This window comes from Fulvivirga sp. M361, from assembly GCF_007097395.1.
GTDB lineage: Bacteria > Bacteroidota > Bacteroidia > Cytophagales > Cyclobacteriaceae > Fulvivirga.
Map to the genome: position 1 here is coordinate 39,297 of NZ_VKDC01000016.1, position 16,233 is coordinate 55,529.

Genomic DNA, 16,233 nt, shown 5'->3' on the forward strand with positions numbered 1-16,233 from the left:
AAGTTTAATAGCAATCAGGGGCATATCTTCCCTCTGTAGTTCTAAAATAACGTGTCCCGTTCAACTTCAATTCATCGTCACTATAGTCAAGCGTATAGTTGTGTTCTTTGCCATCATGGAAATGAAGGATAAGCCTGACTTCACCTAGTGCGCTAACTCCAATTTCCCAGGTGCCTTGCCCGTCATTATTGCCATAAGAATATCCGGAAACACCATCGCCTGAAATCGACGAGTCTGTATTCATGTTAAAATTAAAGTGCCCTTTGCTGCATAGATCAATCGTTTTTTCTGTGCTATATCCTCCTGATATACCTCCACTTGTATAGTCTGACGAATAATAAGAATTCATGTAGGTGAGTCGCACGCCGGACAGCCATTTTTTCCATTCGGCCACTTCTGTACCCAGGTTGGTTTTAGAGAAGCGAACGGATTGATAGATCTGTTCACAAAGACGTTGATACGATGCATTGTATTGATCTTTAGTAGTGGTTGCTGCAAGGTATACTCCCGGAGCATGTTCATTTGGATTAGACATGCCGATAATGTAAGCAGTGGCCGGCTGCCATTCCATAGTTCCTGAAAACTGTCCCCCAACGGCCCGATCAGATAAGGTGGTCAATGCTCCTGAAAGCTTAAGTGCAGTGCCGTCGCCTTCCGTGATCCCATTTCTGGCGTCCTGTGTGAGCTGTTCAATAGTTTGGTTATGGGGAATGATCATAATCACTCCCGGTATACTCGTGGACCGGAGAATTAACATACCGTCCCCTTCTTCTCCGTACCATCCGGATGGAATGTCAAAGGCAATGCCCAGTTTCTCATAATTCACGTGGCCGGTGAGCTGGCCGAAAGCAGGAAAGTAAAATAAAGCAACGATCAAATACAGTATAATTCTTTTCATAGACCCATTGAGCTTAGGTTACAGTAAAAGTACTAAAAACCTGTAAATACCTAATTATTAGATACTTTAAAGCCATCCCTGCCAGCAGACAGGATAATTTAAGCCTTTTAGGCTGGGTTCAGCATTAAACAGTCCGAATACCGCAGAACCTGAACCGGTCATACTTGCGTAGCAGGCCTCCAGTTGATATAGTCGTTCTTTTATTTTAGCAATATCCGGGTGATTAGAGGTAATGGAATCTTCAAAATCATTTTTTACCCATTTTGGCCACGCTGTTATTTCGATTGTTTCCAGGATGGACTTAAGTTGTGTTTTGGGTTCCTTGGGAGTAACACCGCTATAGGCTTCCTGGGTGGAAATATGAATGTCAGGATAAACGAGTACGAGGTATTTCCCTTTTAAATTCACTGTGCTATGATCAAATGTGGTGCCCGTTCCTGTAGCCATTACGGGTACGTTCTCCACGAAAAAAGGACAGTCGCTGCCTAATCTTGAAGCATATTCTTGTAATTGAGAGGTGGGTAGCTTCAGGCCAAATAATTTGTTGAGTGCGGTCAGGGTGTAGGTAGCGTCTGCACTCCCTCCCCCAAGACCGGCGCCAATGGGAACTACTTTATGGAGATGTATATTGACATTACCGAGGTCATGGTCTGATTGTAGCATGTGAAATGCTTTCACACATAAGTTATTGCTTTCATGGCCAGGTATTGCAATGCCGGTACTCTTAAAATTAAATTCATCAGCTTTTACCACTTCCAGGATGTCACAAAAGGGTATAGGGTAGAAACACGAAGATAGATTATGGTAACCATCTTCTCTTTTTGAGAGTATGTTAAGGCCAATGTTTATTTTGGTGTTTGGGAAGACTACCATATGGTACTAATTGTTTTAACGCAGAGACGCGGAGACGCAGAGATTTTAGAAATTGTTAACAAATCGTTTGAAGCCTTGTTTTAGCAATGGTACGTTGAAATTGATTAAAAATCCGAGTTTTTTATCTGCTAGCTTGAGGTATGAAATGATTTGGGCTTCATGAACGGGTAAGAGTCCTTCTACTGATTTTATTTCAAGTATGATCTCATTTTCCACTAATATATCCAGGTGAAAGTCTTTGGCAAGCCTCGTTCCTTTATATACTAATGGAATGACCACTTGTTGGCTAACGTTGATGTCCCTGGAAAGCAACTCTTTCATTAAACATAGCTCATAGATAGATTCCAGTAACCCGGGCCCATTGCTTTGTGCACAGCAATACTCGCATCTAATATTTCTCTTGACAGGTTATTATACTCGTCTCTGATCATAATCTGACAAGTATAAAAAAACCTTTGCATCTCCGCGTCTCTGCGGTGAGAAATTTTTAACCGCGGAGACGCAGAGAAAGGAGTATTAACGAATCAGTGTTACACCACCTCGTTGCTCTTTTAACTCGTCAGGTTCAAATTGGCTTTTGTAGTTGATGCGATAGGCATAACCTCCTCCTGGCACCGGTCTGCCCGGGTCATTATCATATCCGCCATTCCAGCCTTGTTCACGCATGAATTGCAGATTATCGGACTGGAATACCATTTCACCCCAGCGATTAAAAATATAGATCTGGAAATCATCCGGGAGAATAAGAAATGGGAATACCACAAACTGTCGATTTCGTGGGATCAAACTGTTAGGATAGAAGGCAGATGGAGCGTTAATACGTCCCTTACAGTCTTGTACAATATCGATACTGGCTACCGTAGGGCAGCCAAAAGCATTTGTGAGTTCTACGCTTATGGGTTGGGCAATTTCTATAATAATGCTGTCCCCGGCTTGTGAAAACCTATATCCGGTTACGTTAGAAGCGCCGCTGGCATTAATTCTTTCGATTTCAACACTATTTCTGTCAAACCATCGTGCGGATTGAAACCCTGAAGGAGGATTTTCCAGCATTACGACTTGCCTGCCGGATTCAAAGCTCTCAAATGGGCATAAAGTATAACGACTGTCAAAGGGATTTGGCGATGAATTATCAAAGATCACTTGTATCACAACGGTCGTATCACATGAGATGGGGTCTTCTCCCAGGGCTCTTATGCCGAATATAATAGGCTCTCCAGAAATACCTGGGTTTGTAATGGCAATAGAATCATTTTGCCCGATCACCCGGAAATTGGTCAGGAGATCACCGGTTTGAGATAATAACTCAACCAAAGAATTACTGTTTGTGGTAATGGGGATAACGATCTCATCTACGTCGCAGGCCTGGAAAAACTGATCTGGTAATGTTAATGTAATGGAAGGCGGTGGTGTAATACTCACGTTGACCGTAGAGATACATCCCGCGTTATCCGTCAATTCCAGAAAATAGTTGCCTGTAGATACACCTGTAATGACAAATACTCCATCACTATCCGGATCGTCCGCCTGATTACCTGTCCTTACGGTAGTACCAGTGGATTGCTCGTTTAGTACCCAATCATAAGCAGCCGGTACCTGGGCAAGAGGTGATAAGGTTACGGTGATCTCCCCATTCTGATCATCACAATCACTTCCCTGAGATTGTACAGCTGCAAGGGTATAGGGTACCGGGTCGTTGAGTATAAAGGTGAAGGTTTCAGAGCATCCGGTATCAAATGCGGCATTCAACGTATAAAAGCCGGCAGACAATGCAGGTATGGTCACATTGGTGCTGCCTGTTGTGGTCACCGTTTGATCAGGGTAGGACACCGGGCCACTTACGGAATAGGTGATATTACCTGTAGTAGAAAAAGTCACAATTGCGCTGCCATCAGGCAAACCACATCCTGTCGGATCAGTAACGGCTATATTACTGACCGTAGGGAGCGGATTGATGGCAAACAGTTGATCTGAATCCGTGATCAATTGTTGCGGGATACACTGCTGATCTATAAAAAAACGGGCGACATAGTTACCCGGGTCGGGAAGAGAAAAGGTAAAATCAGGATTGTCTTGGGTCAGCTGGATCGGACCTACCAGTACGTTTGATTCATCTCCTTCGGGAAAGATGCTGACGAAATAGATCTCGAGATTGGGGTTTAAAGGATTATTTACCGTGAAGGTAAGAGGTTGATCAATACAGCCACTTTCTACCGCTAAACTTGCATTTTGGCTACTGGAACCGCTGAATTGGATGAAATTGGGTAATCCCAGCTGACTGGAAGTCCCGGCCGCAAGACCGAAAGTATTTGCTACCGGTACCGGTTGTCCGAAACGTGTTCCTGTGTTTCCAATGGTCACTGTAAATTGCTGGTTTTGAATAGCGCCATACATTTGACCATCAGGCCCTAATTGCAGAGCGCCAATAGAATCAGTAGCAGGAAGGCTACTAAGGTCTACGACTTCCACAGAATCCCTGATGTAAGTAGGGTCAGTGATATTACCGGCAATCGTTGTGGTGTCTACATGCCACAGAAAGATCTCACTGGGCGTACCGATCAATGAGGCAAAAAGATTATTATCGTTGTTACCAAATTCAATACCATACACCTGACCACTTACCGGTCCTGCGCTTGAAACCGGGTTGTTAAAATCCAGTTGCAGGTAGTTGGAAACTTCTCCGGTAGCATTGTCAAAATCAAATAATTCTACAAAATTATTATTGGTGCTTTCGGAGTAAGCCACAGCCAACTGGTTTGAATTCCCATTCAATTTCATGTAACCACGACTCTCCAATTCACTATTATGAATGGCGCCTATGTTTGAAATAACCGGGGTTCCGATACCATCGCCTAACACAGGATATGCCCTGAAGTTATTATTGCCTAACTCGTGTACGATCACCCAGTTTTCATTACCTGCCAATCGTTCAGTGACATCAGAGCAAAGTATAGTGGATATCTCACCGTTTTGGTCAAGCACCATTCCTCCCAAACCATTGTTTAGCTTGAGGTCAAATACCGAATATCTTAATTCATAGCTCCCACTAGGGTTATACACTTCATTTGTAGTAAATAAGTAAAAAAGAGTTTCATCTCCCGGAAAGGGCAGAACAAGTACAGATTGTGAAGACCCCTGGCTAATGCCTGCTGTACCACCTATTTTATTTGCCGGTGTAAGTAGATTAGCTTCTCTGTCGAATACATCCACACCGTCGGAATAGAATAGAGGCTGCCCGTTTCTATCGCAGTAGATAGCACAACCTTCCGGCATCCGGAGCTGGTTACCACCGTTATATATGGAGGCATCCCCAAACGGGATAGCTTCGGTAGGCGGAGGTGGATTAAAATCAATACCTGCATTGTTTCCGAAATACCAGATGTTACCACGTTGGTCTTGTTCACCATAGGTATTCACCTGAACTCCGGCGTATGTACTACACCCTGTAGCATCAGTAGCTACCACGTAATAAAAGCCAGTAGAATCGGGCACAAGGATATTACCGGTTTGTCCGTTAGACCATACTACTGAAGTAGGTGTTCCACTGATTTCGGCTTCAACACTTGCCGTTCCATTTGTGCCAAAGGGAGGCGGAAAATCTTCTCTACAGAAGGTAGTGTCTGAAACTAACGTAATACTAATGTCAAATGGATTTATTGTGACCTGCTGAGAAGCCGCCCTGGGCTGGCCGTTAATAAAAGCTACAAGAGTAACGGTGAATGGGCTTCCTGCGGCATCCGAAAAGGTAAAGGAAGGAGCCAATGAAGCGCTGTTGCCTTCGCCTGCGAAATCCCACCGTACGCTGTCAGGGTTAATGCTTATTTCAGGAAAGAACAATACAGGTTCATTTTGACAATCACCAAAAAAGGAAAAGTCAAGCGTAAAATCCGGGTCAATCAACGGCAGGAAAGAAGGGAACTGTTCTGCCTGAAAGTCTGGGACGTCAAAAGGTCTTGGGTCATAGAGTACCTGTGCCACATCACTGGTATCAGGGTCGTTAATTCTACCTACTCTAAAGGCCCCGGCAGGGTCTTCGAATAAATGATATATTGTACTGTCAGGTGCTATCTGTATGCCAAAGCTGTTGGTTACACCAAAGGTCTGGATATTTTCGACTGTCGGGGGGACGGCATTCAGGTCGATCCTTATCAGGCTATCCTCGGGCTGGCCGAAATTACCGGAAGCGTAGAGGTACTGGCCACTATTATTCCATTCTGTATCATACACTCCGTTAAAAGTAATAGCCGCCAGGCTGGTGGCTGACGCAGTAACTGCTCCGGTGGCCGGGTCAAAATCAAATAATTCCACTCCCTCACCTGCCTGTGCTGAGGCCGCTGCCAATTGATTAGAAGAAGGGTGAAATGAAAAATTATCGATTTGAGTTAGTGTGGTAGCAAATGTCGTAGTGTTAAAGGTGCCTGTTCCGTCAATCTCGGTCACATTGATGTCACCTCCCTGGGTTTGGGTAATTAACCAAAACCCATCCAACGCATCATTGGATAAAATGATCATACCTTCTGAAAGCGGACCGGTAACAGGCGCTACAGCATTGTTCAGTGATGTGAAATTTCCTTCAGGACTGTCAGGGAATGCTCCCCCGGGCCGAAATTGTGTCTTATCAAAAATAGATTGAACAATTGCCCCGGCATTGTTTATCGTGAAGAGAAAATACTGATCTGAATTTGCAGGGTTTTCGCAGATGGCTACGGACTGATTGCGTGTCGTACTTCCATCCACTGTGGTAGCCAACTGAAAGTCTGTACGATCATACACGTTTATTCCGTCCGTATAAAACCATATTTCACCGGTGATGGCGTCAGTGGCTACAGCTCCACCACCTGCTCCCAGTATATTGGGTAATGATAGTGTGTCCGGAGCCAGCGTAGGTCTTGTAAAACGTATACTTTTATCATTATTGCCAAAATACCAGTTAATACCCGAATAGCTCTGCGCTAACAGGTTTGAAAAGCTACCAACTACAAAAATTAACAAAAGACAAACCCTTCGAAGCTCAGTATGGGACATTTTTGATCTTTATTTTGTTCACACTACATAACTGCAATAATCAGTCCTGATTGTGCCACGGAAAAGTTTTTTAATCCGTAAAAGGCTAATTTATACAATTAACGACAAAATGCCGTTATGGTAAAAAAGTTACTTTTTTTATTTTTGGTTCTCATTTGTTTAACTCTTTACTTTATATCTTGCCTATAATATTTGATTTAAACTGCATGCAAAGATCGTTTCTTCTGGTTCTGGTAATGGTGTTGATGGCTTCAGGTACGGTTAGCGCACAGGATCCCCAATTTTCTCAATTCTATGCGGCGCCGCTTTATTTGAACCCCGCATTTGCCGGAGCTACCCAGCAAGCCAGGGTAGGGGTGAATTATCGTAATCAATGGCCCTCCATAGATGCTAATTTTGTTACTTTTTCAGCCTATTTTGATACATTCATAGAAGATAAGAATTCGGGTATCGGGATATTGATGATGCGTGACCGTGAAGGACAGCAAGGGTTGAAGTCCACCAGTGTTGCCTTACAGTATGCGTATCAGCTATACATTTCAGAATGGCTCACCTTCCGTCCGGGCTTTCAGGCTACTTTCTTTAATCGTAATGTTAATTTTGCGGACCTTACTTTTGGCGATCAATTCAACCCTGTTACAGGAGAAATTGATAACCCTTCCGGCGAGACTTTTGGTGGGCTGAGTAAAAATTTTGTAAGTATTTCTGCCGGGGGTGTACTTTATACAGGCAATGCCTGGTTTGGTGTAACCGCCAACCATCTCAATACGCCTAACCAGGCATTTGATGATGGTTCTGACCCAAGAGAACTTCCGTCTAAGATCTCTATACATGGTGGAATAAAAATACCATTCAAACCCGGAACCGTGGGTAGCGGATTTTACACCAGACCACAGGAAAGAAGTTTGACACCAACCTTCCAATACAAAAGTCAGGGAGAATTCGACCAGCTTGATCTGGGCCTCTACCTCACTCTTGAGCCTATTATCCTTGGCGCCTGGTATCGTGGGCTTCCGTTTAAGTCATTGGAAGGATTTAGTAATAATGAATCTATTGTCATGCTGGTGGGTTTCACCAAAAAAAGGGAACGAGATGCGTTGAATATTGGATATAGTTATGATTTTACCATTTCTAATCTGGGTTCAGGCAGTGGTGGAGCACACGAAGTATCCCTGTCCTATTCCTGGTCTACCTCTGATCCGCGGAAACCCCCGAAGCATGTAATGCAGATACCTTGTCCTGATTTTTAATTACACATATGGCTAAAAGAAATAACTGGAAAAACCGGGATGGTGTGGTATACTCTACCAACGACCAGTACGACTACGATTATAACGATGCCCCTGAACAAGATACACTGGCCGCATCAGAGCAACATTTAAGGGTCCAATTGGATAAAAAGGCCCGGGGAGGAAAACAGGTGACTTTGATCACAGGTTTTATCGGCTCCGCTGATGATCTCAAAGAGTTGGGTAAACTGCTGAAGTCAAAATGTGGAGTAGGTGGTTCTGCAAAAGATGGTGAGATCCTGATCCAGGGAGACTTCCGGAAGAAGGTTGCCGAAGTACTTATCCAAAAAGGATACCGCACAAAGACTGTAGGTTAGCCTGTGATAAGGCTGACCTGATTGAACCTGAACATTTCCCGATTGAGTATGTATATGTACACCTTTGGATAAAGTCACTGATCTTTCTGTGCTCAATTACGCTTATTTGTAATATGAGAGCGATAGATACGATAATCGTACAATTGGAGAAGAATAGAAAAACAATTCAACTAATTCTGGGAGTGTTGGTTACTTTGATCATCCTGGCTACCGAAGCCGATGCACAAAGTACCGAAGGCTTTATATATGGTAAAGTAAAGACCAGCGAAAATACATATATAGGTTTGATACGATGGGGAAAGGAAGAAGTGTATTGGAATGATCACTATAATGCAACTAAGCTTTCTGATCGGCATCAGGGCCACCAATATAGAGAAAGAGACCGAGAGAACTCATGGTCAAATTTCGATTGGAGTTTATCCAGTATTTGGGATAATAGGGGGGGCAATAGCCACCAATTTGTCGTTCAGTTTGGTGATATTGCCGAAATCGATAATTATAACCGGGAACGGCCCGTGGTCATCTTAAAAAATGACATGGAGGTCAAGACGACCGGAGGTGGGTCAAATGATATGAAGCCTACCCTTAAAATCCTCGACAGTGACCTGGGTGAAATATCCATACGCTGGTCACGTGTAGAAAGAGTACAATTTTTGCCCACTCCGAGGAATCTGAAAGAAACCTTCGGCCCACCGCTGTATGGAACCGTAAATACGTTTCGGAAAGGAGATATTAAAGGGTACATTCAATGGGACCATGATGAACGGTTAGGTTCTGATAAACTGGATGGAAGAACACGTGACGGGGAGTTATCTATACCTTTTAAGAAGATCAAATCAATAGAAAGCGGAAGAAGTGGCAGTACGGTAGAGTTATGGGATGGGCGTAATTTTTACGTGACTGGTTCGAATGATGTTAATGCAGAGAACCGGGGCATTATAGTAAGTGTGGAGAATGTTGGTAAAGTAGATATCCCCTGGAAAGTGTTTAATAAAGTTAATTTTGAACGTTACATAAATTCAAGCGGTAAGCCTTATTCCTCCTACAGCACACCTAAAGGACTTCAGGGGAAAGTAATCACGTATGAGGAAGATGTTTATTCCGGTCGGATCGTGTATGATCTTGATGAAGCAATGGAGGTTGAATTTTTGGAAGGTAAAGATGAAGGCATGGAGTACAAGATCCCGTTTAGAAACATCAAAAAGATAAAACCTAAAAATTATACCTACTCTCAAATCGAGCTCAGAAATGGTGATGTACTGATATTGGGTGAGGGGCGTGATGTATCGGACGATAACGGTGGGCTGCTCATTTTTCAAAATGGAAAAAAGGAGCCTGAGTATGTGCCCTGGAAAAAAGTAAGTGAGATCATTTTCGAATAGTCCGGATCAGTTGTAATGGATGGAAATCAATACGTGTGGTGATTGCTCCTCACCAATCATTTGCATATGACTTAATAACCCTATAAGTTTAATCTGTGCGTTTGTCATTTATCCCATCCTTAATTAAATTCTTAATGGCGTACCTGGTTTATGTAGTGATCGGGGTGGTGATTGTACTGGAATTAATGTCCTACCTGCTGGCTGAACAGCTGGGTTTTGAGCTTAACAATGTCATAACGGTAAGCTGGTTTACCACTGTGATCATTTTTCTATGGCTGGGCAATCGGCTGATCACCGTTCAGTTTAATCGTTATTTTCCATGGCTCAGGTTTGGGAAGAGACGTTTTTATGCCCATCTGGCTACAGGTATTATTTATTCACTGATCATTATCAACCTGGCTTATCTTTTATTCAAAGTATGGCTTACACAAGATCCACCTGTTTATGAACAGATCGTGGTAATGAATGCCTGGGGGATCGTATTATTTATACCATTGTTTTCAATTTATTTTAGCCAGTACTTCTTAAGTCATTGGAAGCGGTCCGAAGTGGTAGCGGAAAAGTTTAAAAAAGAAACGTTGCAGGCTGAACTGACTTCGTTAAAAGGACATCTGGACCCGCATTTTTTATTTAATAATCTCAATATCCTTTCGTCGTTGATTGACAAGGACAAAAAAATGTCAAAGGATTTCCTGGACAAATTTGCCGAAGTATATCGGGCAATACTAAAATCAAAAGACGAAGATCTGATATCACTGGAAGAAGAAATGGACTTTATCGATGCCTACATGCATCTGATAAAGACACGTTTTGAAGATAATATTCAATTTAATGCTGATATTAAGGGAGCAGATAAGTTTAAGATGTTACCACCACTTACGATACAATTGCTGGTAGAAAATGCGATCAAACATAATGTGATAAGTGAAAAGAGGCCATTAAAACTATTTATTCAACCGGGAGAGAACGATTATCTGGTGGTTGAAAATACATTGTATCCTAAACCTGATGATTTGCGGGAAGAAGGAGGCACCGGGTTAGATAATATTAGAAAACGATATGCCTATTTTACTGCTAATGAGGTCAAAGTGTCGCATAGTCAGGATTATTTTAGAGTATCAGTTCCTTTACTTGAAGTAGAAACAATATGAAAGTATTGATCTTGGAAGATGAGACACTTGCAGCCGAAAAACTGGAGAACATGCTGGTGGAAATCAACACTTCGATTGAGATAATGGCCAGTTTGAAATCCATAGAATCTGCTGTGGAATGGTTTGAGGTCAACAATGCTCCTGACCTGGTGATCAGTGATATCCGATTATTAGATGGGCTGAGTTTCGAGGTATTTAGACAGTTATCCTATACAGGGCCTGTGATTTTCACCACAGCCTATGATCAATATGCCGTGAAAGCTTTCGAGGTGAACAGTATTGATTACCTGCTGAAACCTGTACAAATTGAAAAGCTTACACAGAGTCTGGAAAAGTTGAAATCGTTACAGGCAAAACCAGAACAGTCTTTTCCTTATGATGATCTGATGTCTATGATCCAATCACAGCAGAAAGATTTTAAATCACGTTTTATGATCCGTTCCGGACAAAAGATCGTGGCTGTGTCAGTGGAAAAAATAGCTTATTTTTTTAGTCAGAACAAGCTTACTTATCTGGTTACCTTCGATAATAAAAAATATGCGCTGGATCAGACCTTGGAAATAGTAGATCGACAAGTAGATCCTAAACTCTTTTTCCGTGCCAACCGCCAATTCATAGTTAAGTTCGAGGCTATTGAAGAGATACATCCGTATTTCAAAGGGCGGGTAAAAATAAACTTAAACCCAGCTTCAGAAGAAGACATCGTAATAAGTGCCGATAAAACTCCGGAATTCAAAAAATGGCTTGATAGTTAAGATAGTCTTGAGTCCTAAGTCTTGAGTATTTAGAGGTCAACTTATTTCAGGGAAGGACAGGTTTTAAGACTAAGAACTAAGGACTCACGACTCAAGACAGCCTATTTCCCGGTTCGGTAAGCGCATAGTCCGACTCATCTGATTTCTGTTTATAAAATAAGTCTCTCTTGGCATATTTGGTTTAACAATACGCGGGACGGTCATCAATCAACCATTTCCAAGTAAAAACTCAAAAACAACAACAATGAAAAATCAGAACGTATTTAAGGCAGCCCTTGCATTACTGCTGTTAGCTTTTGGTCCGGGGTTGGTCGCCCAGGACGCTGGCTTCATTTATGGGAAGATCACTACAGCAGAAGGTGATACTTATGAAGGGCCGCTGAGATGGGGGAAAGAAGAGGTGTATTGGACAGATATGTTCAATGCTTCCAAGGAAGACAATGATAACATTGATTATTTATCAAGGGAAGACCTCCGGGCTCTGGAACGTTACTATTACGAGCGTCATGACAGGGATTGGGGAGATCGTTTCGTTAGCTGGTTCGGCCATGGCTGGTCGAACGGTCGTAGGTACTATGGCAATGATTATTTGCATCAGTTCAGTTGCCAATTCGGAGAGATCAGATCATTGAAACTATCGGGCCGTAACTGGGTATATGTCGAACTTAGGAATGGTGACCGGTTTGAGGTGAAGGGAGAGGGGTATAACGATGTTGGTACGAATGTTAAAGTAATTGACAAAGAAGTGGGTGAGATGGAGGTCCGGTGGTCACGTATTGAACGAATTGATTTTATGGATACACCCAAAAAACTGGATGAAAAATTTGGAGAACCTTTATACGGAACGGTGGAAACATATCAGGGAATTTTTACTGGGTATGTCCAATGGGACCATGATGAACGTGTAAGTACGGATCGGCTGGACGGAGATACGCGTGATGGGGATCTATCCATCGCTTTTGGAAGGATCAAATCCATTGAAAGCGATGGCAACAGCAGCTTTGTGGTATTGAACTCCGGAAGGGAATTTAATTTACGCGGTTCTAATGATGTAAATTCCGGCAATAGGGGCATCATAGTAAGTAGTGTGAAATATGGCAGGGTAGACATTCCCTGGAGAGAATTTAAGAAAGTGACCTTTGAAAAAGCCAAAGAGCCCATGATATCTTTTGCTGCTTTCAAGTCACAAAAAGCCCTAAAAGGTACGGTAAACACAACGACAGGGGATACACACTCCGGGAAAATAGTCTATGACCTGGATGAAGCATTTGACTATGAAGTACTGCAAGGCGCGGATGATGAAATAGAATACATCATTCCTTTCCGTCTGATTAAAAGTGTGATCCCTAAAAGTTATAAGCGATCTATCGTAGAATTAAAGTCCGGGGAAAAACTGGAACTAGGGGATCGGCAGGATGTATCGGACAGAAATACAGGAATATTAGTTTTTGATAATGATAGTGAAGATGATCCAACTTATGTTCTTTGGAAGGATATTGACAAAGTGACGTTTAATTGATTACACAAATAACTACTTTGCTTAGGGGCCATGCCAATTAGGTGTGGCTTTTTTTATGGTGTAATTACTGGAGGCTTAAATAAAGCCCTATTGATGACTTAATTCAATCCGCTAAACCAATCTTTAAATGCCTGTACTTTTTCACGACTGATGATAATTTCCTTATCAAAATCCAGCCTGGGGATGACTTTCAGGCGACTGTTAGAGTATACCACCACATCAATGATACCTTCAATATTAAGGATAAAAGATCGGTTGGCCCGATAGAATGTTTGTGGGTCTAACATATTCTCCAGGTCCTCCAGCTTGAAGTCTATGATGAACTTCCTGTTTTCATTCGTGAACAGAAATACATTACGCCCTTCTGCAAAGAAAAATTCAATTTTATCGGTAGTAATGGATTTGATATGTTCACCCAGCTTTACCATGAACCTGTTTTTATAGGATTTCTGCTGTAGTTGAGAAAGTACGGCGTTGATATCTACCGCATTGCCGTTACTGCCCAGGTCCTTTTTCATTTGTTCCAGTTTTTCGAGGGATGAGCTGAGGTCACCAAAGGTGATAGGTTTGAGTAAATAGTCAATGCTATTAACCTTAAAGGCATCAATAGCATATTCGTCAAAGGCAGTAATAAATATGATGGGCGTATTAATTTTGACTTGGTCGAAAATTTCAAAGCTCTTCCCATCCAGCAGTTGAATATCCATGAATATAAGTTCTACCTGTTGCTGATGGTGTGAAAGCCATTGCACAGATGATTTCACTGAATTTAGCCGATCCAATACCTGGATGTCAGTGTCATATTTTTTCAAATACCTTTCCAGCTTTTCAGCAGCAGGTACTTCATCTTCTATGATGAGAACATTCATCTTTGCCTACAGTTCTAATTCCAAAGGTTCCTCTACCTCTTCCAGCAAAGGTATTTTAATATAGCTAAAATCATATGCTTTCACTTGCATCACTGGCTTATCACTGTAAAAGGTGTATGATTTTTGGATTGATTCAAAGATATCATTGAAGTTGTCAGGCTTGCTGAGCCTTTCATTTAACTGGTGTTGCAGTACGAGGTATCCGTCCTGATCTTCAATAACTATCTCTATTTTGAGAGGCTGAAACTTATTAATGATGGTAGACCGCACAATTAACTCCACGAGGTTAGGCAAAGTACCAGGGACAAGAGGGGTGGTGTTATATTTATCATTAAACACTATCTTCAAGCTGATCTGATCATCATACAGGTAATTGAGCAGGTAGACGATATTTTTGACGGCTTTATATTCTTCATTTAAAGTGGACAGTTCTACTTTTCTATGGCTTAAAATATAGCGATAAACAGATGATAAATGATCTATATATTCTTCGCCCTCATCTACATCTTTATGAATAAGTGTTATTAATGTTTCCAGGCTCTCATACAGTAGTTGTGGGTTTACTTCATTTTTAAAGTCAGACAGTTCTGATTCAATGCTTTCTCTCTTTACATTTTCATTTTCCAGCATCCGTACATTTTGTTTATGTACATATACATTGCTGAAATAGAGTAAGTTGTATAGCAAGCTGGAAGTGCCGTAAATCATATTAAAAATAATTAACTGACTTTCCGTGATACTAAAGTCATAAGCCACTTTAAAATATACAGATATAGTAATACTAATCACCAGTATAGACAACAACAACCCGCCCATTACCTGCGCTGTAATCTGATTTTTCATGTTATTATCAAAGAAATGTCTGGCCAGTATGGCACTACCCCTGAGCGCCTCAGAGAGCAGGTAGGCCAGCCCTATGCATACATACACCTCCTGGTTGGTAAATGTAGATCCGATCTGAGATAGGTCATTGTTGATAAGGAGTATCAGTAAATAGACCAGCATCCCGTAAAAAACGGGTGTAAACAATCGGAAAAATGCGTTGTGTATAATTATCTTTTTCATGCAGAGCGGGCTATTTCCCTGATTACAGGAAGCTGTACACTGAATTTACTGTTGTCATCTATCCGGATTGCTTTAGGTGTAAAATGCTTGTAGCGTTTCTTAATGTTCTCCAGGCCCACGTGAAATGAACTGATATCTGCCGGGGTAGCTGTTTTAGTATTTGTTATACGTATGTCCGTATTGTCAATAGCGTGAATATAAATATCGAGCGGCTGATCACGTGTAATAACATTGTGTTTGACCGCATTCTCTACCAGCATTTGCAAAGTCAGGGGTGGTATCCTACTACGCATAACATTGGGAGGAAGGTTAATATCAATCCTGAGATTATCTTCAAATCGGACCTTGAGCAGGTAATTGTAAGATTTTACAAATTCCACTTCTTCTTCCAGCGTAACCGATTGTTTGTGGTTGTTACTTAAAATGTATTGATACGTTTCAGCCAGTCGTCGGATAAAATCTTCTGCAAGATGAGTATCTTTGAATATTAATGAGGAGATAGTGTTAAGGCAATTAAACAAATAATGGGGACTGAGCTGACTTTTCAATGCTTCAAACTGAAGCTGAAGCTGTTTCCGTTGTGTTTTTACATGGCCTATTTGCACTACTGCATACTGCCGGTAGGAAAATAAAGCGAAGTAGATGATATTATAGACCAATACTGCCAAAAAGGTAATAATACCTAATTTCAATATGGTCTCTGTATGCTTACCGTAAAGGGTGGAAAGCTCTTCTTTAGTGTCCAAAGAAGTCAGAAAAAGCCAGCCTATACCAATGATAATGGTTAATGAAATCAGACTATTTGTTATTAATCCTAATAGCAGCCTGCCGGCCATATATTTACCCCAGGGGAGCAAACGGTCCAGCTTCCGATCAGAAAAAGAAATGACCAGTCCAATAAAATTGGCAGTTAATACACTGATGACAGCGTAAGAGTAATTGCTTGACGTATTGGGCAATACTCCTTTTTCACTGTAGTACATATATACATAATAAATAAGCCCTATGAATGTGGCTGTAACTAAATGAACCCAGAACCTGCGCATGGTGTAATTCAATACTATTTTACCGTTACGTGCCATAATAATGT

General features: G+C 41.7%; 13 protein-coding genes. 6 read left to right on the forward strand and 7 right to left on the reverse strand.

What is annotated here, in order from left to right; all coding sequences use genetic code 11:
• Positions 1-4: 4 nt before the first annotated feature.
• The 4 genes from FNH22_RS17525 to FNH22_RS17540 all read right to left on the reverse strand — a co-directional run bounded on the left by FNH22_RS17525 (position 5) and on the right by FNH22_RS17540 (position 6,796).
• Entirely contained in the window at positions 5-898 is an 894-nt protein-coding gene (locus FNH22_RS17525) for a hypothetical protein (RefSeq protein WP_143399729.1), read from the reverse strand.
• 66 nt (positions 899-964) lie between these two features.
• Positions 965-1,771 (reverse strand): 4-(cytidine 5'-diphospho)-2-C-methyl-D-erythritol kinase, encoded by an 807-nt coding sequence (gene ispE / locus FNH22_RS17530; RefSeq protein WP_143399730.1) that lies wholly within the window; start codon positions 1,769-1,771, stop codon positions 965-967.
• Positions 1,772-1,816: 45 nt separating this feature from the next.
• On the reverse strand, positions 1,817-2,164 hold the full coding sequence (locus FNH22_RS17535) for a GxxExxY protein (protein WP_370513188.1): 348 nt from the start codon (positions 2,162-2,164) through the stop codon (positions 1,817-1,819).
• Positions 2,165-2,287: 123 nt separating this feature from the next.
• Entirely contained in the window at positions 2,288-6,796 is a 4,509-nt protein-coding gene (locus FNH22_RS17540) for a gliding motility-associated C-terminal domain-containing protein (RefSeq protein WP_143399731.1), read from the reverse strand.
• A 206-nt stretch (positions 6,797-7,002) separates the two neighbouring features.
• On the opposite strand from FNH22_RS17540, the gene FNH22_RS17545 reads away from it, so the two are divergent.
• The 6 genes from FNH22_RS17545 to FNH22_RS17570 all read left to right on the forward strand — a co-directional run bounded on the left by FNH22_RS17545 (position 7,003) and on the right by FNH22_RS17570 (position 13,209).
• The gene (locus FNH22_RS17545) at positions 7,003-8,046 is read left to right on the forward strand and encodes a type IX secretion system membrane protein PorP/SprF (protein ID WP_143399732.1); all 1,044 of its coding nucleotides are present in this window, start codon (positions 7,003-7,005) and stop codon (positions 8,044-8,046) included.
• An 8-nt stretch (positions 8,047-8,054) separates the two neighbouring features.
• Positions 8,055-8,402, forward strand: coding sequence for a translation initiation factor (locus tag FNH22_RS17550; RefSeq protein ID WP_143399733.1), 348 nt, complete (start codon positions 8,055-8,057; stop codon positions 8,400-8,402).
• Between the two features lie 113 nt (positions 8,403-8,515).
• Complete coding sequence (locus FNH22_RS17555) at positions 8,516-9,784, forward strand: hypothetical protein (RefSeq protein ID WP_143399734.1); 1,269 nt, start codon at positions 8,516-8,518, stop codon at positions 9,782-9,784.
• A gap of 134 nt (positions 9,785-9,918) precedes the next feature.
• Positions 9,919-10,935, forward strand: a complete 1,017-nt coding sequence (locus FNH22_RS17560) for a sensor histidine kinase (protein ID WP_143399735.1) — start codon at positions 9,919-9,921, stop codon at positions 10,933-10,935.
• Entirely contained in the window at positions 10,932-11,690 is a 759-nt protein-coding gene (locus tag FNH22_RS17565; RefSeq protein WP_143399736.1) for a LytTR family DNA-binding domain-containing protein, read from the forward strand. The genes FNH22_RS17560 and FNH22_RS17565 overlap by 4 nt, the downstream gene beginning before the upstream one ends.
• Before the next feature lie 244 nt (positions 11,691-11,934).
• Positions 11,935-13,209, forward strand: a complete 1,275-nt coding sequence (locus FNH22_RS17570) for a hypothetical protein (protein ID WP_143399737.1) — start codon at positions 11,935-11,937, stop codon at positions 13,207-13,209.
• A 98-nt stretch (positions 13,210-13,307) separates the two neighbouring features.
• Here the strand turns inward: FNH22_RS17570 and FNH22_RS17575 are convergent, their stop codons facing one another.
• From FNH22_RS17575 to FNH22_RS17585, 3 genes are read right to left on the reverse strand one after another with little or no spacing between them, the layout of a single operon-like run.
• Entirely contained in the window at positions 13,308-14,078 is a 771-nt protein-coding gene (locus tag FNH22_RS17575; RefSeq protein ID WP_143399738.1) for a LytTR family DNA-binding domain-containing protein, read from the reverse strand.
• Between the two features lie 6 nt (positions 14,079-14,084).
• Positions 14,085-15,143, reverse strand: a complete 1,059-nt coding sequence (locus tag FNH22_RS17580; protein WP_143399739.1) for a histidine kinase — start codon at positions 15,141-15,143, stop codon at positions 14,085-14,087.
• On the reverse strand, positions 15,140-16,225 hold the full coding sequence (locus FNH22_RS17585; RefSeq protein ID WP_143399740.1) for a sensor histidine kinase: 1,086 nt from the start codon (positions 16,223-16,225) through the stop codon (positions 15,140-15,142). Before FNH22_RS17585 ends, FNH22_RS17580 begins: the two co-directional genes overlap by 4 nt.
• Positions 16,226-16,233: the final 8 nt, after the last annotated feature.

Excerpts from the sequence above, each read along its gene's own strand:
- FNH22_RS17570 (WP_143399737.1), top strand. The coding sequence starts at position 11,935 with ATGAAAAATCAGAACGTATTTAAGGCAGCCCTTGCATTACTGCTGTTA.
- FNH22_RS17585 (WP_143399740.1), bottom strand. The coding sequence starts at position 16,225 with ATGGCACGTAACGGTAAAATAGTATTGAATTACACCATGCGCAGGTTC.
- FNH22_RS17580 (WP_143399739.1), bottom strand. The coding sequence starts at position 15,143 with ATGAAAAAGATAATTATACACAACGCATTTTTCCGATTGTTTACACCC.
- FNH22_RS17540 (WP_143399731.1), bottom strand. The coding sequence starts at position 6,796 with ATGTCCCATACTGAGCTTCGAAGGGTTTGTCTTTTGTTAATTTTTGTA.
- FNH22_RS17545 (WP_143399732.1), top strand. The coding sequence starts at position 7,003 with ATGCAAAGATCGTTTCTTCTGGTTCTGGTAATGGTGTTGATGGCTTCA.
- FNH22_RS17550 (WP_143399733.1), top strand. The coding sequence starts at position 8,055 with ATGGCTAAAAGAAATAACTGGAAAAACCGGGATGGTGTGGTATACTCT.
- FNH22_RS17555 (WP_143399734.1), top strand. The coding sequence starts at position 8,516 with ATGAGAGCGATAGATACGATAATCGTACAATTGGAGAAGAATAGAAAA.
- FNH22_RS17560 (WP_143399735.1), top strand. The coding sequence starts at position 9,919 with ATGGCGTACCTGGTTTATGTAGTGATCGGGGTGGTGATTGTACTGGAA.
- ispE (WP_143399730.1), bottom strand. The coding sequence starts at position 1,771 with ATGGTAGTCTTCCCAAACACCAAAATAAACATTGGCCTTAACATACTC.
- FNH22_RS17575 (WP_143399738.1), bottom strand. The coding sequence starts at position 14,078 with ATGAATGTTCTCATCATAGAAGATGAAGTACCTGCTGCTGAAAAGCTG.
- FNH22_RS17565 (WP_143399736.1), top strand. The coding sequence starts at position 10,932 with ATGAAAGTATTGATCTTGGAAGATGAGACACTTGCAGCCGAAAAACTG.
- FNH22_RS17525 (WP_143399729.1), bottom strand. The coding sequence starts at position 898 with ATGAAAAGAATTATACTGTATTTGATCGTTGCTTTATTTTACTTTCCT.